Origin of the sequence: Symbiopectobacterium sp. RP (assembly GCF_050472005.1) — a bacterium.
Lineage (GTDB): Bacteria > Pseudomonadota > Gammaproteobacteria > Enterobacterales > Enterobacteriaceae > Symbiopectobacterium.
The window spans coordinates 1,148,852-1,166,751 of record NZ_JBGOGS010000001.1; the positions used below are offsets into that span (position 1 = coordinate 1,148,852).

Sequence of the window (17,900 nt, forward strand, 5' to 3'; positions counted from 1 at the left end):
AGTTGCCGGATGAAAACAGAACATAAACCCTTTCGTGATTATTCGGCGGAATCCGCCCTTTTCGTACGTCGTGCTTTAGTGGCGTTCATCGGTATTTTGCTGCTTTCCGGCGTGCTGGTGACCAATTTGTACCATTTGCAAGTGGTGCGCGTTGATGACTACCGCACACGCTCAAACGCAAACCGCATTAAGCTGGTACCCATCGCGCCCAGCCGCGGCATCATTTACGATCGCAACGGTATTCCCCTGGCGCTCAACCGCACCATTTACCAGCTGGAACTGGTGCCGGACAAAGTTGATAACCTGCAAGATACGCTGGCTGCTCTGAAACCCATTGTCAATCTCACTGATGATGATCTGGAAAACTTCGAGAAAGAACGTAAACGCTTACGCCGCTTCACCTCCATTCCGCTCAAAACAGCCTTAAGCGACGTTGATGTCGCCCGTTTTGCCGTCAACCAGTACCGTTTTCCCGGCGTGGAAGTTAAAGGCTATCAACGCCGCTATTATCCGTATGGCTCTGCCCTAACCCATGTCCTCGGCTACGTATCAAAAATCAATGATAAATACGTAGAGCGACTGAGTAAGGAAGAAAAGATTGCCGATTACGCCGCCACGCGCGACATCGGAAAACTGGGCATTGAGCGCTATTACGAAGATATTCTGCACGGTAAACCTGGTTATGAAGAGGTGGAAGTCAATAACCGTGGCCGTGTCATCCGTCAACTGCACGAGCAGCCGCCGCAAGCGGGTCAGGATATCTACCTCACCATCGATCTCAACCTGCAAATCTACGTTGAAAAGCTGCTGGAAGGCAGCCGGGCAGCGGTGGTGATTATCGATCCACGCGATGGTGGTCTGCGCGCACTGGTTTCCACCCCGAGCTACGATCCCAACCTGTTCGTTGATGGCATCTCGAGCAAAGACTATCGCGCACTGCTTAATGACCCTAACAAACCGCTGATCAACCGCGCCACGCAGGGGCTATATCCTCCTGCCTCAACGGTGAAACCCTACATTGCCGCCTCTGCATTAAGCGCCAATGTGATTACCCCCACCACCTCGCTGTTCGATCCAGGTTGGTGGCAATTACCGGGCTCAGAAAAACGGTTCCGCGACTGGAAAAAATGGGGCCATGGCCGCTTGAACGTGACCAAATCGCTGGAAGAATCTGCGGATACCTTCTTTTATCAGGTCGCTTATGACATGGGTATCGATCGCCTAGCAGAATGGATGAACAAGTTCGGCTACGGTGAATACACCGGTATCGATCTGGCGGAAGAGCGTTCTGGCAATATGCCCACACGTGAGTGGAAGCAGAAACGCTTCAAACGTCCTTGGTATCAAGGGGACACCATTCCGGTTGGCATTGGTCAAGGCTACTGGATTGCCACGCCGATTCAAATGGCGAAAGCACTGACGACGCTTATCAACGATGGCAACGTGAAAACACCACACCTGTTTTATAGCGCTCGCAATAGCGGCGTCATCGTACCTTATCGTCAGCAAGAAGTGTCACGACTTAGCGATGTTCGTGCCAGCTATTGGGAAATCGCCAAAGACGGGATGTACGGGGTTGCTAACCGTCAGAACGGCACTGCACATAAATTTTTTGCCGATGCGCCCTATAAGATCGCAGCAAAAACCGGTACTGCGCAGGTATTTGGCCTGAAAGAAAATGAGACCTACAATGCGCATAAAATCGCTGAACACCTGCGTGACCACAAACTGTTGACGGCATTTTCCCCCTATAACAACCCGAAAATTGCCATCTCAATCGTTTTGGAGAATGGCGGTGCAGGCCCTGCTATCAGCGCCTTGGTACGCCAGATGCTCGACCACATTATGCTGGGCGATAACAACACCGAATTGCCCGATGCGCCACCCAGCGCACCCGGTTCTGAAAGCGAGTAACCACCGCCATGACTGAAAGCCAACAAAAAAGGTCGATTTGGACCAAGATGCATATCGACCTGCCCTTCCTGCTCTGTATTCTGGCGCTGCTGGGGTATAGCTTATTCGTGATGTGGAGCGCCAGCGGCCAGGATATCGGCATGATGGAGCGTAAAGCGGCACAGATAGCCATTGGTCTTACCGTGATGATCGCCATGGCGCAAATTCCACCACGCGTCTACGAAGGCTGGGCACCCTATCTCTATATCGTCTGTGTCATTCTGTTGATCATGGTGGATGTGTTCGGCCAGATAAGTAAAGGCGCACAGCGCTGGCTTGATCTTGGCTTTGTCCGTTTTCAGCCTTCAGAAATTGCCAAAATTGCCGTGCCGTTGATGGTAGCGCGCTTTATCAACCGTGATATGTGCCCACCGTCGATGAAAAACACTGGGATCGCCCTAGTATTAATCTTTTTGCCAACCCTGTTGGTGGCGGCTCAACCCGATCTGGGCACGTCGATTCTGGTCGCGGCATCCGGCCTGTTTGCGCTTTTTCTCGCGGGCATGAGTTGGCGACTGATCGCCGTGGCGCTAGTGTTGCTCGCAGCGTTTATTCCCGTGCTCTGGTTCTTTTTGATGCACGATTACCAACGCGCCCGCGTGATGATGCTGCTCGATCCGGAAAGCGATCCGCTGGGGGCGGGCTACCATATTATTCAATCCAAAATTGCTATCGGCTCTGGGGGGTTGTCGGGTAAAGGCTGGCTACAAGGCACCCAGTCGCAGCTTGAATTTCTACCTGAACGCCACACCGACTTTATTTTTGCCGTATTGGCAGAGGAGTTGGGGTTGATTGGTGTGCTGCTTCTGATCGCCATGTATCTGTTTGTCATCATGCGTGGTCTGGTAATTGCCGCCAATGCCCAAACCTCGTTTGGGCGGGTGATGGTCGGCGGCCTTATTCTCATTCTGTTTGTCTATGTTTTTGTTAACATCGGTATGGTGAGTGGCATATTGCCCGTGGTCGGGGTGCCGCTCCCGCTTATCAGTTACGGCGGTTCAGCGTTGGTGGTGTTGATGGCAGGGTTTGGCATCGTGATGTCAATCCACACGCACCGTAAGATGCTCTCAAAAAACTTATAAAGTGAGGTAAACACATGCGTAAGGACTGGCTTTGGGTCGGCATCGTCACCTTGATGCTTGCAGCCTGTATCACCACGGAAGCCCCGCACGCGCCGATTACGCCGACCCCGGCTTATAATGGTCCGGTGGAAGAGATTGGCGGAGCCGAGCCGCGCTATGAGCCCTATAATCCGAGCACGTTGCAGGATTACACCATCAAGGGAAAAACCTACAAGGTGATCCTGAACGCGCAGAACTTCTCCGAGGTCGGTCTGGCAGCTTGGTACGGCGCTGAAGCCAACGGCGATCGTACCTCTATCGGCGAAATCTTCGATCCCAACGCCATTACCGCTGCGCACCCCACGCTGCCATTACCCAGCTATGTCCGCGTGACTAACCTGAGCAACGGCCGCCGTCTGGTGGTTCGTGTGAACGATCGCGGCCCGTATACGCCGGGCAGAATCATCGATCTGTCCACGGCGGCTGGCGATCGCCTCAATATCTCCAACAATACCAAAGTGAAAGTTGAAGCGATCGTGGTCGCGCCGGATGGCACGCTCTCCGGGCTAGGCACTGTTGGGACAACCGTCGCCAAACAGAGTTTTGCCCTGCCCGATCGCCCGAACCTCGGTGCCAGCGGATTGGGTACGCCTATGATGGAAACCAGTGCGCCAGCAGCCATTGCCAGCAGGCCCGTCAGTAACAACGCCCTCAGTGTGCAAAATAACAGCGACATGCCGGCCAGCAGCACCAGTGCCAGCCCAAGTGGGTTTCTGGGTGCTCCTACCGCCCTGCGTTCTGGCGTATTGGAAGATACACGTGCCGCTACGCCTGTGACCAGGGCGCCAGCAACCACAGCAGCGCACCTGCTTGCCGTGACACCGGCAGCGACACCGATTGGCAACAGTAACGGGCGCTATCTGGTTCAGGTTGGAGCGCTGAGCGACCCACTGCGTGCGCAAACCTGGCTGAAAAGCCTGAGCGAACGCTTCCACGTGACGGGAAAAGTGACACCCAGCAACGGGTTGTATCGCGTTCAGCTTGGCCCTTTTCAAAACCACCAACAGGCCACTGAACTTCAGCAGCGTTTGGCAACAGAAGCGCAGCAGCACGCCTTTGTCACGGCGGCAGACGCACAATAACCCTCTCGCGCCCCAGTCCGCCGCCTGTTAATGTGCGGGCATGGGGTTGTTACGCCATCTGCTTTAGCAAAATCACGTAACGGAATGTCTGGTGCCGCGCTATGGCGCATCTGCTATAGTACAGCTCGTTTTTTAACTTCACTCCACGGATGTTGTAGTTCCAATCATGAATATTGTTATCACGTCTCGTTTCACCTTAGGTACAGCACTGGGCACGCTGCTTGCCGTCAGCGTTGCCACAACGGCCCATGCGGAAGACGTCAATCTCAAGACGATGATCCCCGGCGTACCACAAATCGACGCCGAGTCGTACATCCTGATTGATTACAACTCTGGCAAAGTGTTGGCAGAAATGAATGCCGATGCGCGCCGCGATCCCGCAAGCCTGACCAAAATGATGACCAGTTATGTTATCGGTCAGGCGCTGAAATCCGGCAAGATTACCCAGAATGACATCGTAACCGTCGGCAAAGATGCCTGGGCAACCGGAAACCCGACCTTTCAGGGCTCGTCGCTGATGTTCCTGAAACCGGGCGATCGTGTACCGGTTTCACAACTCAGTCGCGGCATCATTCTGCAATCGGGTAATGACGCTTGCGTTGCGATGGCAGATTATGTGGCGGGTAGCCAGGATGCCTTCGTTAGCCTGATGAACAACTATGTGAAAGCATTGGGTTTACAGAACACCAATTTCCAGACCGTGCACGGCTTGGATGCACCGGGGCAACACAGCTCCGCACGCGATATGGCGCTGATTGGCCAAGCGTTGATTCGCGATGTACCGGACGAGTACGCCATTTATAAAGAAAGAGAGTTCACCTTTAACAACATCAAACAGACCAACCGTAATGGCCTGTTGTGGGACAGCAGCTTGGCCGTCGACGGTATCAAAACCGGCCACACCAATGCAGCAGGTTACAATCTGGTTGCCTCGGCCACTGAAGGTCAAATGCGCTTGATCTCGGTAGTGATGGGCGGACGCACCTTCAAAGGCCGTGAAACCGAGAGCAAAAAGCTGCTCACCTGGGGTTTCCGTTTCTTTGAAACCGTTGCACCGCTGAAAGCCGGCAAAGAGTTTGCATCCGAGCCCGTCTGGTTCGGTGATAGCGACAGGGTTTCCCTGAGCGTGGAAAAAGATGCCTACCTCACCATTCCGCGCGGTCGGATGAAAGATCTGAAAGCCAGCTATGTGCTCAATAACACGGAACTGCACGCACCGCTGAGCAAAAACCAGGTGGTTGGTACCATCAACTTCCAACTTGATGGCAAAACCATTGAGCAACGCCCGCTGGTCGTGATGAATGAAGTCAAAGAAGGGGGCATTTTTGGCCGTCTGTTTGACTACATTCGTCTGATGTTCCATCGCTGGTTAAGGTAAGCCCTTGGGTTAACCATTTTTGGCCCCATATTCAGAGATGATTACTCCCGCTGCGGCGGGAGTTATACTTTATAGCCAACCGACTTAAAAATGATTACAGCCAATGCCCTGATATGTGGCAAGAAAATACAGCTAATTGTTATCAAAATAATGTCGCTTGGCTATATGTTGAACCAAACGCTATTGAACAGCGACGATCAGCATGGGCACCGATCCATCTGGAGAACACATGAAAACCAAACTCAATGAACTGCTCGAATTTCCCTGCTCATTCACCTACCGGGTGGTGGGACACGCGCAGCCAGAATTGGTAGACCGCGTTGTCGAAGTGGTGCAACGTCATGCGCCGGGCGACTATAGCCCGCAGGTCAAACCGAGTAGCAAAGGCAATTACCATTCGGTTTCCATCTCCATTACCGCCACGCACATTGAGCAAGTCGAAACGCTCTATGAAGAGCTGGGCGCTATCGATATCGTACGCGTTGTACTGTAAGGGCATGACGCCTACCCGACCGGATAATCGCGGGAAAATGTGTTTCAGCGCTGTTCGCTGGCGCCTCCCGCGACTATAATCGGCTCCATTGTTTTCCTTAACCTGAAGATCACGATGTTGCTACAGGATAAGATCATCGTACGTCAGCTTGGCGTACAACCCTATGAGCCCGTCTCATTGGCGATGCACCAGTTTACCGATTTGCGTGACACGCAAAGCGCGGATGAGCTCTGGTTGGTGCAGCACCTTCCCGTTTTTACCCAAGGTCAAGCTGGCAAGGCAGAGCATCTGCTCACTACCGGCGATATTCCAGTGATTCAAAGCGATCGCGGCGGCCAGGTGACCTATCACGGACCGGGCCAGCAAGCGATGTATGTGCTGGTGGATTTAAAACGCCGAAAAGTGGGCGTGCGGGAACTGGTCACCGCCATTGAAAATACCGTGGTCGATACACTGGCACAGTTCAGTATCACCGCTCATGCCCGCGCTGATGCGCCGGGTGTGTATGTGCAGGAATCTAAAATCTGTTCACTCGGACTACGCATTCGTAAGGGCTGCTCTTTCCATGGGCTGGCACTCAACATCAATATGGACCTGACGCCGTTCCTGCGTATTAACCCGTGCGGCTATGCGGGCATGGTAATGACGCAGGTCAGCCAGCATGTACCCGGTGTGGAAGTGGCAGATGTCGCCCCGCTATTGGTCGCGACCTTTATGCAACAGCTTGGCTACACGCAACAAGCGCCACTGGTATGGGATTGGGCCTCTCATGGCGCGCCCGTACCGCGCAGTATATCGACGTGAAATGGTGCCGTTGGGTTTATGCTTATCGGTGCCAAATCACATTCCGTTTACATTATTTATGCATTTGTGCGACGTAAAGGCTGAATGTCAGACAGCAAAGATGGTATAATTTTTTATAGTTTTTAAAAAAAGTTTAATTAGAAACATAATCCATTGAATCATAGAACTTAAATCATGATTCAACCTGTGATTCAGAACTGGAACCTGGCTATCATGAGTAAACCGATTCAGATGGAACGCGGCGTTAAATACCGCGATGCAGACAAAGTGGCACTCATCCCGGTACGCACCGTCGTCACTGAGCGGCAGGAGCTACCGCGTAAACCTGAATGGATGAAAATCAAGTTACCTGCCGATTCTAGCCGTATTCAGGGCATCAAGGCGGCCATGCGCAAAAACGGCCTGCATTCTGTCTGTGAAGAAGCTTCCTGCCCGAATCTGGCCGAATGTTTCAACCACGGTACAGCCACCTTCATGATTCTGGGAGACATTTGTACCCGCCGCTGCCCGTTCTGCGACGTGGCACACGGCCGCCCGGTAACGCCCGATGCCAATGAGCCAGAGAAACTGGCACAGACCATCCATGACATGGGGTTGCGCTACGTGGTGATCACCTCCGTAGACCGGGATGACCTGCGTGACGGCGGCGCACAGCACTTCGCAGACTGCATCGCCGCTATCCGCCGTAAAAACCCACACATTCGCATCGAGACGCTGGTGCCCGATTTCCGCGGCCGTATGGATAAGGCGCTGGATATCCTGAACGTGACGCCGCCGGATGTGTTCAACCACAATCTGGAAAACGTACCGCGCCTCTACCGTCAGGTACGCCCTGGTGCCAACTACGAGTGGTCATTGAAGCTGCTTGAGAACTTTAAAGCCTCTCACCCTGAAATTCCGACTAAATCCGGCCTGATGGTTGGGCTGGGGGAAACCAATGCGGAGATCGTTGAAGTAATGCGTGACCTGCGCCGCCACGGTGTCACCATGTTGACGTTAGGGCAATACTTACAGCCCAGCCGTCATCACCTGCCAGTGAAACGCTATGTGAGTCCGGAAGAGTTCGATGAAATGAAAGCCGAGGCAATGGCGATGGGCTTTACCCACGCAGCCTGCGGCCCGTTCGTGCGTTCGTCGTATCACGCCGATCTGCAAGCGAAAGGCATTGAGGTTAAGTAAGCACGTCGGGTGTAACAATATTTAGTTACACATTGACTCTGTTGCTGACGTACTTATCGCAAAAGGGCGGCCAACAGGCCGCCCTTTTTCATTAAGACAATTAGTCCTTGTTATGACGAATTTCACCGGCAGGCGCTGCATCACCCCCTGTGGTGGTCGGTTTCACTGACTGATCGTCATTCATCGCTTTCTTGAACCCTTTGATTGCAGCCCCTAAATCGCCGCCCAGCGAGCGCAGTTTATTGGTGCCAAACAGCAATACGATCAGCGCGGCAATCACCAACAGTTTGGCAATGCTAATACCTTCCATCACACACCTACCTGATTACGAATACTGGAATACCATCGAATAAAAACCATATTTCTTATTTATGCCTGCGACAGCGCGAACACAAAATCCATTTGTAACAAAATTAGACCATACTGCTGATATGCCTATTGCCAGTGCTTGAATCCAGATACCTATCGCCGCTACACTGTTTTTGTCACATGGAGATGGCATTCCTCCCTAACCGCCCTTTGGGCTGATGATGCCTACGTACGCCTCAGAGCAGGCGCGTAGGGATCTGCACGCTCTGAATCACTTTCAACGTAAAATAATGCACAACACGAGGTCATTATGTGGATGATGTTTCTTGCCGTGTTTATCGGCGGCGGAGCGGGAAGCGTTGCCCGGTGGGCATTGGGAATGCGCTATAACACCACAGCGGTGTCAGTACTGCCTGTGGGTACGCTGATGGCAAACCTGATCGGGGCTTTTGTCATCGGTGGTGCCCTCGCCTATTTTGCCAGTCATGCGGAGTTACCGCCGCATTGTAAACTGCTGATAACGACCGGGCTGTGTGGCGGATTAACTACATTTTCCACCTTTTCGGCGGAGACGTTTCTGTTTATCAATCAGGGCCAGCTCTCAGCGGCTGCCATCAACATTCTGTGTAATCTGGTAGGCTCACTGCTCATGACTGCGCTGTCATTCGTACTGATCAACTGGCTGGTATCCTGACAACAGGATAAAAAAAACCCGCCATAAGGCGGGTTTTCAAGAAATCGGTATTATTAAATAGCGATAACGTTAGCCGCAGATGGGCCTTTAGCACCGTCAGTGATTTCAAACTCTACACGCTGACCTTCAGCCAGAGTTTTGAAGCCATTGCTCATGATTGCAGAGAAGTGTACGAATACATCTTTGCTGCCGTCTTCCGGAGTGATGAAACCAAAACCTTTGGACTCATTGAACCACTTAACGCTACCCTTAATCTTAGACATCAAACTTACCTTTAACATGAATGAAAGACACAAAATGTGTGTCAGGTACAGTACAGCAATTAGTAACGCATTTGTCCAGTTGAACTTGGATAAAAAGTGATGAAAATCGCTAAATATGCGCTCCGATTTACCAATAGTTTGAAATGAGACACCTTTGTTACCGTTTTCTCCCTACACACTGTGCATAGGTATCTACACATCTTTTGCAATATCTGCTATTACGTTGCTGCATGATCTCAACTTATCCATCGGCGGGATTGAGGCCCGCCTTAACCGGCGTTATAGCCAAGCGACATTATTTTGATAACAATTAGCTGTATTTTTTGCCACATATCAGGGCATTGGCTGTAATCATTTTTAAGTCGGTTGGCTATACCTATGCCTGTGGGCATAGGTATCTACACATCATAAAGGGTTAAAAACCACCATAGCGAAGTGGGCAAGTTCTTCCGGGGTATAGTCTGCTAATAACGTCAAGGTATTTAGCAGGATGGATAGTCCGGCAAGCAGCGCTGGGGCGCTTTCTTTACGCCCTCGTTTTTGTTGTCGTCCGGATAATCGGCAAATTAACTGACGGGCTGCCGCATTGTCGTCTCCTTCAGCGCGTTGCAGCCGCCATACCAGCACACATGCCATGCTAGCTATCAATAACCTGCGTAGCAGGGCACCAGCACTGCGCTGAAGGCATTTTTCTACATCATGACCGGCACCTTTCAGCAGCTTAAAAAAGGATTCAATATCCCAGCGCCAGTAATACCAGCGAGCGACTTCCGCGCTGGTGATCTCGTTACTAACGTTTGTGAGCAGCATCCAGCGTCCGATAAATTTACCGTGAGTATCGGTAAGGCGAACCACAACTAATCTGAGTGTCAGAGCTACGCCTGGCTGAACTTTCACTCGCCGTCCGGTGCTCTTGTCTTTCCGCTTCGGTTTTGCTGTTCGCGTTATGATCACGGATGTTTCCCCGATCTCCATATTGGCTTTTTTCCCTTTCCAGCCAACCTGTCCGTTTGCGATAAATGGCAGATCGTCTGCAATTTCACCAATTTTACGGGTGTCACCGCCCCACTCGGCCCGATGCCTTTCCTTTCCCCGGATAAGCCAACATATTCCCTGGGAGCTTAATGTGCGCATATGCCCGATAGAGTCACCTTCACGGTCAATGAGATGAACTAACTTCTTCCCGGTATCAAGAGACTCAACGCGGGCGATATCAGCCGTCAAAGCATCCATATGAGTCAGACTCTCAGACAAGCCCTCGATTAGCGTTGAACGACAACCCGCCCTATCGGTTAGAGTTTGAGACAGGGGCGCTATTGGTAAACCATTTGCAGCATCAACCAGTAGGCGGGTTTGTGGTTCATAACCGACGTCGCCACCATGCGTCATTTTCAAACGTTCTTCTTTCCCATTGTGGGTACGAAACTGTAAATGAGACCAGTCGTGAACGACGGGAGCGTATGGATGCGGGCTAAGTGCAACCTGCCGGAGAGCCAGCGAAATAATCGGTTTATTGAGCTGACTGAAGCTAATACGTTCATTATTAAAAAAACGCCAACCGGCCTGAGTAGTGGCGAATGTTGTTTTCTGCGCGCAGGCAAGGTCTTTAACGGCTGACGCCAATGGTGCTGGGGGAGTCATGTGTTGCTTAACCAGACGCTGATAACGCCGGTTAAGGCGGGCATCAATCCCGCCGATGGATAAGTTGAGATCATGCAGCAACGTAATAGCAGATATTGCAAAAGATGTGTAGATACCTATGTATATAAGGTGGGCGACGATTAACATAACTGAACTGGTGTATACGGATCCGTATGTACGGTGGTGTGGGAGGAAGCTGATCGTGAGATCGGCTCCTATCCCTATTGGGCGCTGACCTGCGGTGAAAAAGCCGCAATTCAAACATCTGAACAAGAAAAAACAGAAAGAAGGTTGAAAGCAACCGAAAGTGTCACTCATACTGCCGTAACCATTCGGCGTTACACGTTTATAAGGAACTCAAACATGGCTGAAGAAACTATTTTCAGTAAAATTATCCGCCGGGAAATTCCTTCCGACATCGTCTATCAGGATGAACTGGTGACGGCCTTTCGTGACATCGCGCCTCGCACGCCAACACACGTTTTGATCGTTCCTAACGTATTGATTCCGAACCTAAACGATGTTTTGCCTGAGCACGAACAGGCACTGGGAAGATTGTTCACAGTCGCCAGCAAGATTGCGCGCGACGAGGGCATTGATGAAGACGGTTATCGTCTGATCGTTAATTGCAATCGCTATGGCGGCCAAGAGGTCTATCATATTCATATGCACCTGCTGGGTGGACGTCCTCTGGGGCCATTGTTGTCGGACTAACTTCATGAACTTCCAGATTGTGCGCTGCCTGTTATCTGCTGTGTTGGTGCTGAGGGTTGTTGCGTGTTCCAGCTCCCCCCGTGTTAACCATCAATGAGCGGCAAACGTTAGTGCTCGATGCTTCTCTGTTGTCCGCTGGAATTACGGCATCAAAACCCGATCTGACCACGCGCAGTGAGGGCGGAAGCGCCTAGGCGGTGCTGCGCAATACTTCATCCCAGGCGGTGACGGTACAGTACCGCTTCTACTGGTATGAGGGAAAAGGGTTGGATGTGCTGCCTTATGACGATGTGCACAGCGTTCTGATTCAGGCACAGAGCGAAGTGCGTATTTCTGGCACGCACGAGGGGCAGAATGTTCAGCAAGTCCGCCCCCATCTGTTTCTGTAAAAGTGTTTAGAGAGGAACGCATGAAAAAGTATCTTGTGCTGCTGTTCGGGGCGATGGTGTTGACCGGTTGTATGACCCGTCCGCCAGAGCAACAGCCACCGGCGCAGATCGAACCGGTGCAACCGTCACAGCCGGAAGTGGTCACGCCGCCAGCGGGGCAGCCGGTGCCTACGCCTCCGAAAATTCAAACCCTGAACTGGGAAGGTAGTGTCGGGCCTTTAGTGGCACAAATGCGACAGGTCAGCGGCGTAGCGCCCGGCAGTATCCTGCTGGTTGACAGCGTGAAGAACAACACCAACGGCTCGTTGCCGGTCGCGAAGGCGACAGCGGTGATTTATGATGCGTTGGCGAACGGCAACGCGTTCGCGCTGGTGCCACGTGAACAGGTGGCCGTGGCGAAACAGACGCTAGGGTTATCGGCAGAGGACAGTCTGGGCTCGCGTACTAAGGCGATTGGCCTGGCGCGCCACGTGAGCGCGCAGTATGTGCTCTACAGCGATGTCAGCGGTGATGTGAAAACCCCGCAGCTGGACATGCAGCTGATGCTGGTGCAAACCGGTGAAATCGTATGGTCGGGAAATGGTGCCGTCCAACAGTAAATTGGCGCTTGAACGTCTGCTTGCGCAACACTTTCCGGCGGTTGATACCGCCGGTTTTCATTTCGAAGCTGTGAACGGTTCGGGACGCGGCTGTTGGCGCGTTCGCGTGGGCGATCGTCAATTGCTAGCGCGGCCGCAAACCACCGAGGCGGCGCAGTTGGGCGTATTCAGGCAACGTGAATACCGGGTGTTACGCCAGCTCTCTGCACGGCAGTTGGCTCCTAAGCCTGTTGTCTACCGCGACGGTTGGCTCATCGTGGAATGGGCCGCAGGGGCTACGGTGTCTGCGCAGGATTTTTCAGGCGTATTGGAAAACGGATCGCTGGCACAACTCCTCAGCCAGCTTCACTGCCAGCCGTGTTGTGGCTTTAATTTGAATTTACCGGCGCAGTTTATCCATCACTGGCAAAATATGGATCCGCGTCGACGCTCGCCAGCATTACTGCGCTGGCACCACTATTTTCAGCGTAAAGCCCCGCCTGACTTGCTCGCGTGGGCACCGTTGCATCTAGACGTACATAGCGAGAATGTGTTGATCACGCCGCAGGGGGCGCTGCTGCTTATCGATTGGGAATATGCCGCCGATGGAGATATTGGACTGGAACTGGCGCTGTTGGTGCGGGGCAATGGGCTTGACGTTGAGTCGCAACGGCGCTTACTGCGAACCTACCAACAGCAGCGGCCCGGTTTGTGCGCGCAGGCGTTGAACACATCGCTTCAACAGTGGCTGCCCTGGGCCGATTATCTTATTCTGATGTGGTGTGAGGTGTGCTGGCATCAAACGGGACAAACGGCGTTTTTAGCGGCAGGTTCGGCATCGCGTCGTGCTCTTGGTCTAAACTCGTAATCCGGGAGAATAATCTAGGCACTGTGCGCCAGATAACCTATCATCGGTCAATGCAGGCACAATCCATCAGGTGTATTATCAAGAAAGCGTTTGCTTGTTGTGATAGGCGGTGACGTCTGGCGTTGGTCGTATCCGGAGGATGAGATTCAGATGATTATCTACTTGCATGGCTTTGATTCCACTAGCCCTGGCAACCATGAAAAAGTGTTGCAGTTGCAGTTTATTGACCAAGACGTTGAGCTGCTGAGTTACAGTACGCTTCATCCCCGGCATGATATGCAACATTTGCTCAAACAAGTCGACAAGCTGATCCAGCGTGCGCAGGACGAGCGGCCGCTGATTTGCGGTGTAGGGCTGGGCGGCTTTTGGGCCGAACGTATCGGCTTTTTATGTGATATTCGCCAGGTCATTTTTAATCCAAATCTGTTCCCGCAAGAGAACATGGCAGGAAAAATCGACAGGCCCGAAGAGTATGCGGACATTGCCACCAAGTGTGTCGCTAATTTCCGTGAGAAGAATCGCGACCGCTGTCTGACTGTGCTGTCGCGCAACGATGAAATGCTCGATAGCCAGCGCAGTGCCGCACTGTTGGGATCGTTCTATGAAATCATTTGGGACAACATCCAGACGCATAAATTCAAAAGTATCTCTCCGCATCTTCAGCGCATTAAAGCGTTTAAAACGCTCGGTTAATCGATAACAACTCTACTCCCCTTTTCCCTGCCACGGCGTTTGACGTTCCTCGTCTAACGTCGTGTGTCCCATACTGATATCAGTACCTGCAAAATAATTTGATGAATTAAAAAGGAAATTTTTTGCCGCGAATCAAGCGGATAAAAAATAAATTGATATATATAAATTCTGGTATGACCAAATGACCTGACGTGCTATTCTTCCCACAGATTTGGCATTTAACTTATGAGAACCCTATGTAATATAAGGATATTATTTTTACGCCTTATTAACTATTGGTTCACAATTAGGGGGGCGTTTTGACATCAGCACTTAAAAAAATTCTTATTGTCGGCGGTGGCGCCGGCGGTTTGGAATTAGCCACCAGCCTAGGCCATAAGCTGGGGCGTAAAAGCAAAGCTGAGATCACCTTGGTCGATCGTAATCAAAGTCATTTATGGAAACCGCTGCTGCACGAAGTAGCAACAGGTTCGATGGATGATGACATTGACGCGCTGAGCTATCTGGCACATGCGCGCAACCATGGCTTCCATTTTCAGTTAGGGACGCTGATGGATATCGATCGTGAAAGTCAATGTATTCGACTGGCCGAAATCGATAACGATCAGGGTGAAATGCTGGTAGCTGAACGTTCGCTTCCCTATGACATTCTGGTGATCGCGCTAGGCAGTATCTCCAACGATTTCGGCACCACCGGCGTTAAAGACAACTGTATTTTTCTCGACAGCCCCAAACAGGCGCGTCGTTTCCACAATGAAATGCTCAACCTGTTCCTGAAATTTACCTCAACCGCTAATGACGACAAGGAAAAGGTCAACATTGCTATCGTCGGCGGTGGTGCAACTGGGGTGGAACTCTCCGCAGAACTGCATAATGCGGTGAAGCAACTGCACAGCTACGGTTTTGACGGGCTGGATAATCAGGCACTGAACGTCACGCTGGTAGAAGCTGGGGAGCGCATTTTGCCCGCGTTGCCGCCGCGCATTTCTTCCGCAGCACATCAGGAGTTGACCAATATCGGTGTACGTGTTCTGACCAAAACGATGGTCACGGAAGCGAAACCCGGTGGTTTACACACCAAAGAGGGCGAGTTTATCGAAGCCGATTTGATGGTGTGGGCCGCTGGGATCAAAGCACCCGATGCCATGAAAGAGATCGCTGATCTGGAAACCAACCGCATCAATCAACTGGTGGTGGAACCGACGCTGCAAACCACGCGCGATCCGAATATCTATGCCATCGGCGATTGCGCATCGTGCCTGCAACCCAGCGGCAGCGTTGTCCCACCGCGAGCCCAGGCGGCGCACCAGATGGCGACACGTTGCTATCACAATATCCTTGCCCAGCTCAATGGCCAGGCGCTGAAGGCTTATGTTTACAAGGATCACGGTTCATTGGTGTCGCTGTCTAAATTCAGCACCGTCGGCAGCCTGATGGGTAACCTGATGCGTGGATCAGTGATGGTGGAAGGACGCATTGCGCGTGTGGTGTATATCTCACTGTACCGTATGCACCAGATTGCCTTGCACGGCTACACCAAAACCGGGTTGATGATGCTGGTGGGCGGTATTAACCGCGTGATTCGTCCGCGCTTGAAACTGCATTAACCGACGGGGTTCTACAACGTGCTGTCGGTTGGGGTGGCACGTTGCCCGGTCCTGAAGGGCATAGGTATCTACACATCATAAAGGGTTAAAAACCACCATAGCTAAGTGGGCAAGTTCTTCCGGGGTATAGTCTGCTAATAACATCAAGGTATTTAGCAGGATGGATAGTCCGGCAAGCAGCGCTGGGGCGCTTTCTTTACGCCCTCGTTTTTGTTGTCGTCCGGATAATCGGCAAATTAACTGACGGGCTGCCGCATTGTCGTCTCCTTCAGCGCGTTGCAGCCGCCATACCAGCACACATGCCATGCTAGCATCAATAACCTGCGTAGCAGTGCACCAGCACTGCACTGAAGCCATTTTTCTACATCATGACCGGCACCTTTCAGCAGCTTAAAAAAGGATTCAATACCCCAGCGCCAGTAATACCAGCGAGCGACTTCCGCGCTGGTGATCTCGTTGCTAACGTTTGTGAGCAGCGTCCAGCGTCCGATAAATTTACCGTGAGTATCGGTAAGGCGAACCACAACTAATCTGAGTGTCAGAGCTACGCCTGGCTGAACTTTCACTCGCCGTCCGGTGCTCTTGTCTTTCCACTTCGCTTTTGCTGTTCGCGTTATGATCACGGATGTTTCCCCGATCTCCATATTGGCTTTTTTCCCTTTCCAGCCAACCTGTCCGTTTGCGATAAATGGCAGATCGTCTGCAATTTCACCAATTTTACGGGTGTCACCGCCCCACTCGGCCCGATGCCCTTCCTTTCCCCGGATAAGCCAACATATTCCCTGGGAGCTTAATGTGCGCATATGCCCGATAGAGTCACCTTCACGGTCAATGAGATGAACTAACTTCTTCCCGGTAGCAAGAGACTCAACGCGGGCGATATCAGCCGTCAAAGCATCCATATGAGTCAGACTCTCAGACAAGCCCTCGGTTAGCGTTGAACGACAACCCGCCCTATCGGTTAGAGTTTGAGACAGGGGCGCTATTGGTAAACCATTTGCAGCATCAAGCAGTAGGCGGGTTTGTAGTTCATAACCGACGTCGCCACCATGCGTCATTTTCAAACGTTCTTCTTTCCCATTGTGGGTACGAAACTGTAAATGAGACCAGTCGTGAACGACGGGAGCGTATGGATGCGGGCTAAGTGCAACCTGCCGGAGAGCCAGCGAAATAATCGGTTCATTGAGCTGACTGGAGCTAATACGTTCATTATTAAAAAAACGCCAAACGGCCTGAGTAGTGGCGAATGTTGTTTTCTGCGCGCAGGCAAGGTCTTTAATGGCTGACGCCAATGGTGCTGCGGGAGTCATGTGTTGCTTAACCAGACGCTGATAACGCCGGTTAAGGCGGGCATCAATCCCGCTAAGTTGAGATCATGCAGCAACGTAATAGCAGATATTGCAAAAGATGTGTAGATACCTATGCTCTTTAAGGAGTGGGATCACGTGGGTGAGCAAAGTGGTTTTCCCGGTACCGCTATACGCGCTAACGGCAAGCAGGCGTGGGCGATGCAACTCAGTCATGTTTGGCCTCTTGCCAATTGGAGAGATCGTCTGGGGTGTTCAGGTTTTGGAATGCCAAAGGGCACTCCGCAAAAAGTACGGGAGTCGCCTCGATCTCTGCCAGAAAAAGCATCAGCTTACGATTGCCACGTTCCAGGTAGGTTTCAAGCTTTGGCATCAGGGAACGGTGGATAAGCAACAAGGTTGGATGCTCTCTCTGGCCATCGTTTACGTAGGCGGCATGCCCTTGCTGTTTGCTGTGCCACAGTCTCTCCACCAGATCGGTGGGTAAATTAGGGACATCACAGGGAGTGAAAACGGCCCATTCCGTCTCGATGATTTTCAGGCTGGATAAGATACCTGCCAAGGGGCCTGAAAAGCCATTCGGTAAGTCGCTAAAAACGGTGCAGCCACTTTCCTGATAAACAGCCTGGTTACGATTGGCATTGATGTAGACGCGGTCCACTTGGGGTTTCAGGCGGGTTAAAACGTGTTGGTAGAGCGGTATGCCGCGCAACGTTAATAGTCCCTTATCCTGCCCGCCCATTCGGCTGGCATGGCCACCTGCCAGAATGATGCCTGTGATCACGTGATCCCTCGTTGTCGCGCCGCAGAGGCTCTATTCTGGGCAA

The 17,900-nt window shown here is 52.0% G+C and carries 22 protein-coding genes, 1 pseudogene and 1 riboswitch; of the genes and pseudogenes, 15 read left to right on the forward strand and 8 right to left on the reverse strand.

Annotated elements, in window-relative coordinates; all coding sequences use genetic code 11:
• Window positions 1–9: 9 nt before the first annotated feature.
• The 8 genes from mrdA to lipA all read left to right on the forward strand — a co-directional run bounded on the left by mrdA (window position 10) and on the right by lipA (window position 8,010).
• The gene (gene mrdA / locus ACD630_RS07515; protein WP_430358641.1) at window positions 10–1,914 is read left to right on the forward strand and encodes a peptidoglycan DD-transpeptidase MrdA; all 1,905 of its coding nucleotides are present in this window, start codon (window positions 10–12) and stop codon (window positions 1,912–1,914) included.
• An 8-nt stretch (window positions 1,915–1,922) separates the two neighbouring features.
• Complete coding sequence (mrdB, locus tag ACD630_RS07520; protein WP_430358642.1) at window positions 1,923–3,035, forward strand: peptidoglycan glycosyltransferase MrdB; 1,113 nt, start codon at window positions 1,923–1,925, stop codon at window positions 3,033–3,035.
• 14 nt (window positions 3,036–3,049) lie between these two features.
• Entirely contained in the window at window positions 3,050–4,156 is a 1,107-nt protein-coding gene (gene rlpA / locus ACD630_RS07525) for an endolytic peptidoglycan transglycosylase RlpA (RefSeq protein ID WP_430358643.1), read from the forward strand.
• Between the two features lie 166 nt (window positions 4,157–4,322).
• Window positions 4,323–5,534 (forward strand): D-alanyl-D-alanine carboxypeptidase DacA, encoded by a 1,212-nt coding sequence (gene dacA / locus ACD630_RS07530; RefSeq protein ID WP_430358644.1) that lies wholly within the window; start codon window positions 4,323–4,325, stop codon window positions 5,532–5,534.
• 90 nt (window positions 5,535–5,624) lie between these two features.
• Entirely contained in the window at window positions 5,625–5,783 is a 159-nt protein-coding gene (locus tag ACD630_RS07535; protein WP_430358645.1) for a hypothetical protein, read from the forward strand.
• The gene (gene ybeD, locus ACD630_RS07540) at window positions 5,764–6,027 is read left to right on the forward strand and encodes a DUF493 family protein YbeD (RefSeq protein WP_430358646.1); all 264 of its coding nucleotides are present in this window, start codon (window positions 5,764–5,766) and stop codon (window positions 6,025–6,027) included. The genes ACD630_RS07535 and ybeD overlap by 20 nt, the downstream gene beginning before the upstream one ends.
• 114 nt (window positions 6,028–6,141) lie before the next feature.
• Window positions 6,142–6,831, forward strand: coding sequence for a lipoyl(octanoyl) transferase LipB (gene lipB / locus ACD630_RS07545; protein WP_430358647.1), 690 nt, complete (start codon window positions 6,142–6,144; stop codon window positions 6,829–6,831).
• 213 nt (window positions 6,832–7,044) lie between these two features.
• Window positions 7,045–8,010 carry a lipoyl synthase gene (lipA, locus tag ACD630_RS07550; protein WP_430359946.1) on the forward strand — a complete coding sequence of 322 codons (966 nt, stop codon included), beginning with the start codon at window positions 7,045–7,047 and terminating at the stop codon, window positions 8,008–8,010.
• 100 nt (window positions 8,011–8,110) lie between these two features.
• Here lipA and tatE read toward each other — a convergent pair whose 3' ends face one another.
• Entirely contained in the window at window positions 8,111–8,320 is a 210-nt protein-coding gene (gene tatE, locus ACD630_RS07555; protein WP_430358648.1) for a twin-arginine translocase subunit TatE, read from the reverse strand.
• Window positions 8,321–8,492: 172 nt separating this feature from the next.
• Window positions 8,493–8,554: riboswitch (Fluoride riboswitch) on the forward strand.
• A 75-nt stretch (window positions 8,555–8,629) separates the two neighbouring features.
• Here tatE and crcB point away from each other — a divergent pair.
• Window positions 8,630–9,013 (forward strand): fluoride efflux transporter CrcB, encoded by a 384-nt coding sequence (gene crcB / locus ACD630_RS07560; protein WP_430358649.1) that lies wholly within the window; start codon window positions 8,630–8,632, stop codon window positions 9,011–9,013.
• 53 nt (window positions 9,014–9,066) lie between these two features.
• On the opposite strand, the gene cspE is transcribed toward crcB, so the two are convergent.
• From cspE to ACD630_RS07575, 3 genes are all read right to left on the reverse strand, one after another.
• Window positions 9,067–9,276, reverse strand: a complete 210-nt coding sequence (gene cspE / locus ACD630_RS07565) for a transcription antiterminator/RNA stability regulator CspE (RefSeq protein ID WP_222159976.1) — start codon at window positions 9,274–9,276, stop codon at window positions 9,067–9,069.
• A gap of 269 nt (window positions 9,277–9,545) precedes the next feature.
• The gene (locus tag ACD630_RS07570) at window positions 9,546–9,668 is read right to left on the reverse strand and encodes a hypothetical protein (RefSeq protein ID WP_430358650.1); all 123 of its coding nucleotides are present in this window, start codon (window positions 9,666–9,668) and stop codon (window positions 9,546–9,548) included.
• A gap of 13 nt (window positions 9,669–9,681) precedes the next feature.
• Window positions 9,682–10,998, reverse strand: a complete 1,317-nt coding sequence (locus tag ACD630_RS07575; protein ID WP_430358651.1) for a hypothetical protein — start codon at window positions 10,996–10,998, stop codon at window positions 9,682–9,684.
• A 282-nt stretch (window positions 10,999–11,280) separates the two neighbouring features.
• Between ACD630_RS07575 and hinT the strand changes: the two genes are divergently transcribed.
• From hinT to ACD630_RS07605, 6 genes are all read left to right on the forward strand, one after another.
• Window positions 11,281–11,631, forward strand: coding sequence for a purine nucleoside phosphoramidase (hinT, locus tag ACD630_RS07580; protein WP_430359947.1), 351 nt, complete (start codon window positions 11,281–11,283; stop codon window positions 11,629–11,631).
• 197 nt (window positions 11,632–11,828) lie between these two features.
• Entirely contained in the window at window positions 11,829–12,020 is a 192-nt protein-coding gene (locus ACD630_RS07585; RefSeq protein WP_430358652.1) for a DUF1425 domain-containing protein, read from the forward strand.
• A 20-nt stretch (window positions 12,021–12,040) separates the two neighbouring features.
• Window positions 12,041–12,619, forward strand: coding sequence for a penicillin-binding protein activator LpoB (gene lpoB / locus ACD630_RS07590; RefSeq protein ID WP_430358653.1), 579 nt, complete (start codon window positions 12,041–12,043; stop codon window positions 12,617–12,619).
• A 1-nt stretch (window position 12,620) separates the two neighbouring features.
• Window positions 12,621–13,466 carry a phosphotransferase gene (locus tag ACD630_RS07595; RefSeq protein ID WP_430358654.1) on the forward strand — a complete coding sequence of 282 codons (846 nt, stop codon included), beginning with the start codon at window positions 12,621–12,623 and terminating at the stop codon, window positions 13,464–13,466.
• A gap of 150 nt (window positions 13,467–13,616) precedes the next feature.
• Complete coding sequence (ycfP, locus tag ACD630_RS07600) at window positions 13,617–14,159, forward strand: alpha/beta hydrolase YcfP (RefSeq protein WP_430358655.1); 543 nt, start codon at window positions 13,617–13,619, stop codon at window positions 14,157–14,159.
• Window positions 14,160–14,458: 299 nt separating this feature from the next.
• On the forward strand, window positions 14,459–15,766 hold the full coding sequence (locus ACD630_RS07605; protein ID WP_430358656.1) for an NAD(P)/FAD-dependent oxidoreductase: 1,308 nt from the start codon (window positions 14,459–14,461) through the stop codon (window positions 15,764–15,766).
• Between the two features lie 75 nt (window positions 15,767–15,841).
• On the opposite strand, the gene ACD630_RS07610 is transcribed toward ACD630_RS07605, so the two are convergent.
• The 4 genes and pseudogenes from ACD630_RS07610 to mobA form a co-directional block, all read right to left on the reverse strand.
• Complete coding sequence (locus ACD630_RS07610; protein ID WP_430358564.1) at window positions 15,842–16,072, reverse strand: hypothetical protein; 231 nt, start codon at window positions 16,070–16,072, stop codon at window positions 15,842–15,844.
• Window positions 16,003–17,076 carry a transposase gene (locus tag ACD630_RS07615; protein ID WP_430358657.1) on the reverse strand — a complete coding sequence of 358 codons (1,074 nt, stop codon included), beginning with the start codon at window positions 17,074–17,076 and terminating at the stop codon, window positions 16,003–16,005. Before ACD630_RS07615 ends, ACD630_RS07610 begins: the two co-directional genes overlap by 70 nt.
• A gap of 111 nt (window positions 17,077–17,187) precedes the next feature.
• A pseudogene (locus ACD630_RS07620) lies at window positions 17,188–17,289 on the reverse strand (molybdopterin-guanine dinucleotide biosynthesis protein B); the annotation flags it as partial.
• Window positions 17,282–17,857, reverse strand: a complete 576-nt coding sequence (gene mobA / locus ACD630_RS07625; protein ID WP_430358658.1) for a molybdenum cofactor guanylyltransferase MobA — start codon at window positions 17,855–17,857, stop codon at window positions 17,282–17,284. The pseudogene ACD630_RS07620 and the gene mobA, both read right to left, overlap by 8 nt.
• Between the last annotated feature and the right edge of the window lie 43 nt (window positions 17,858–17,900).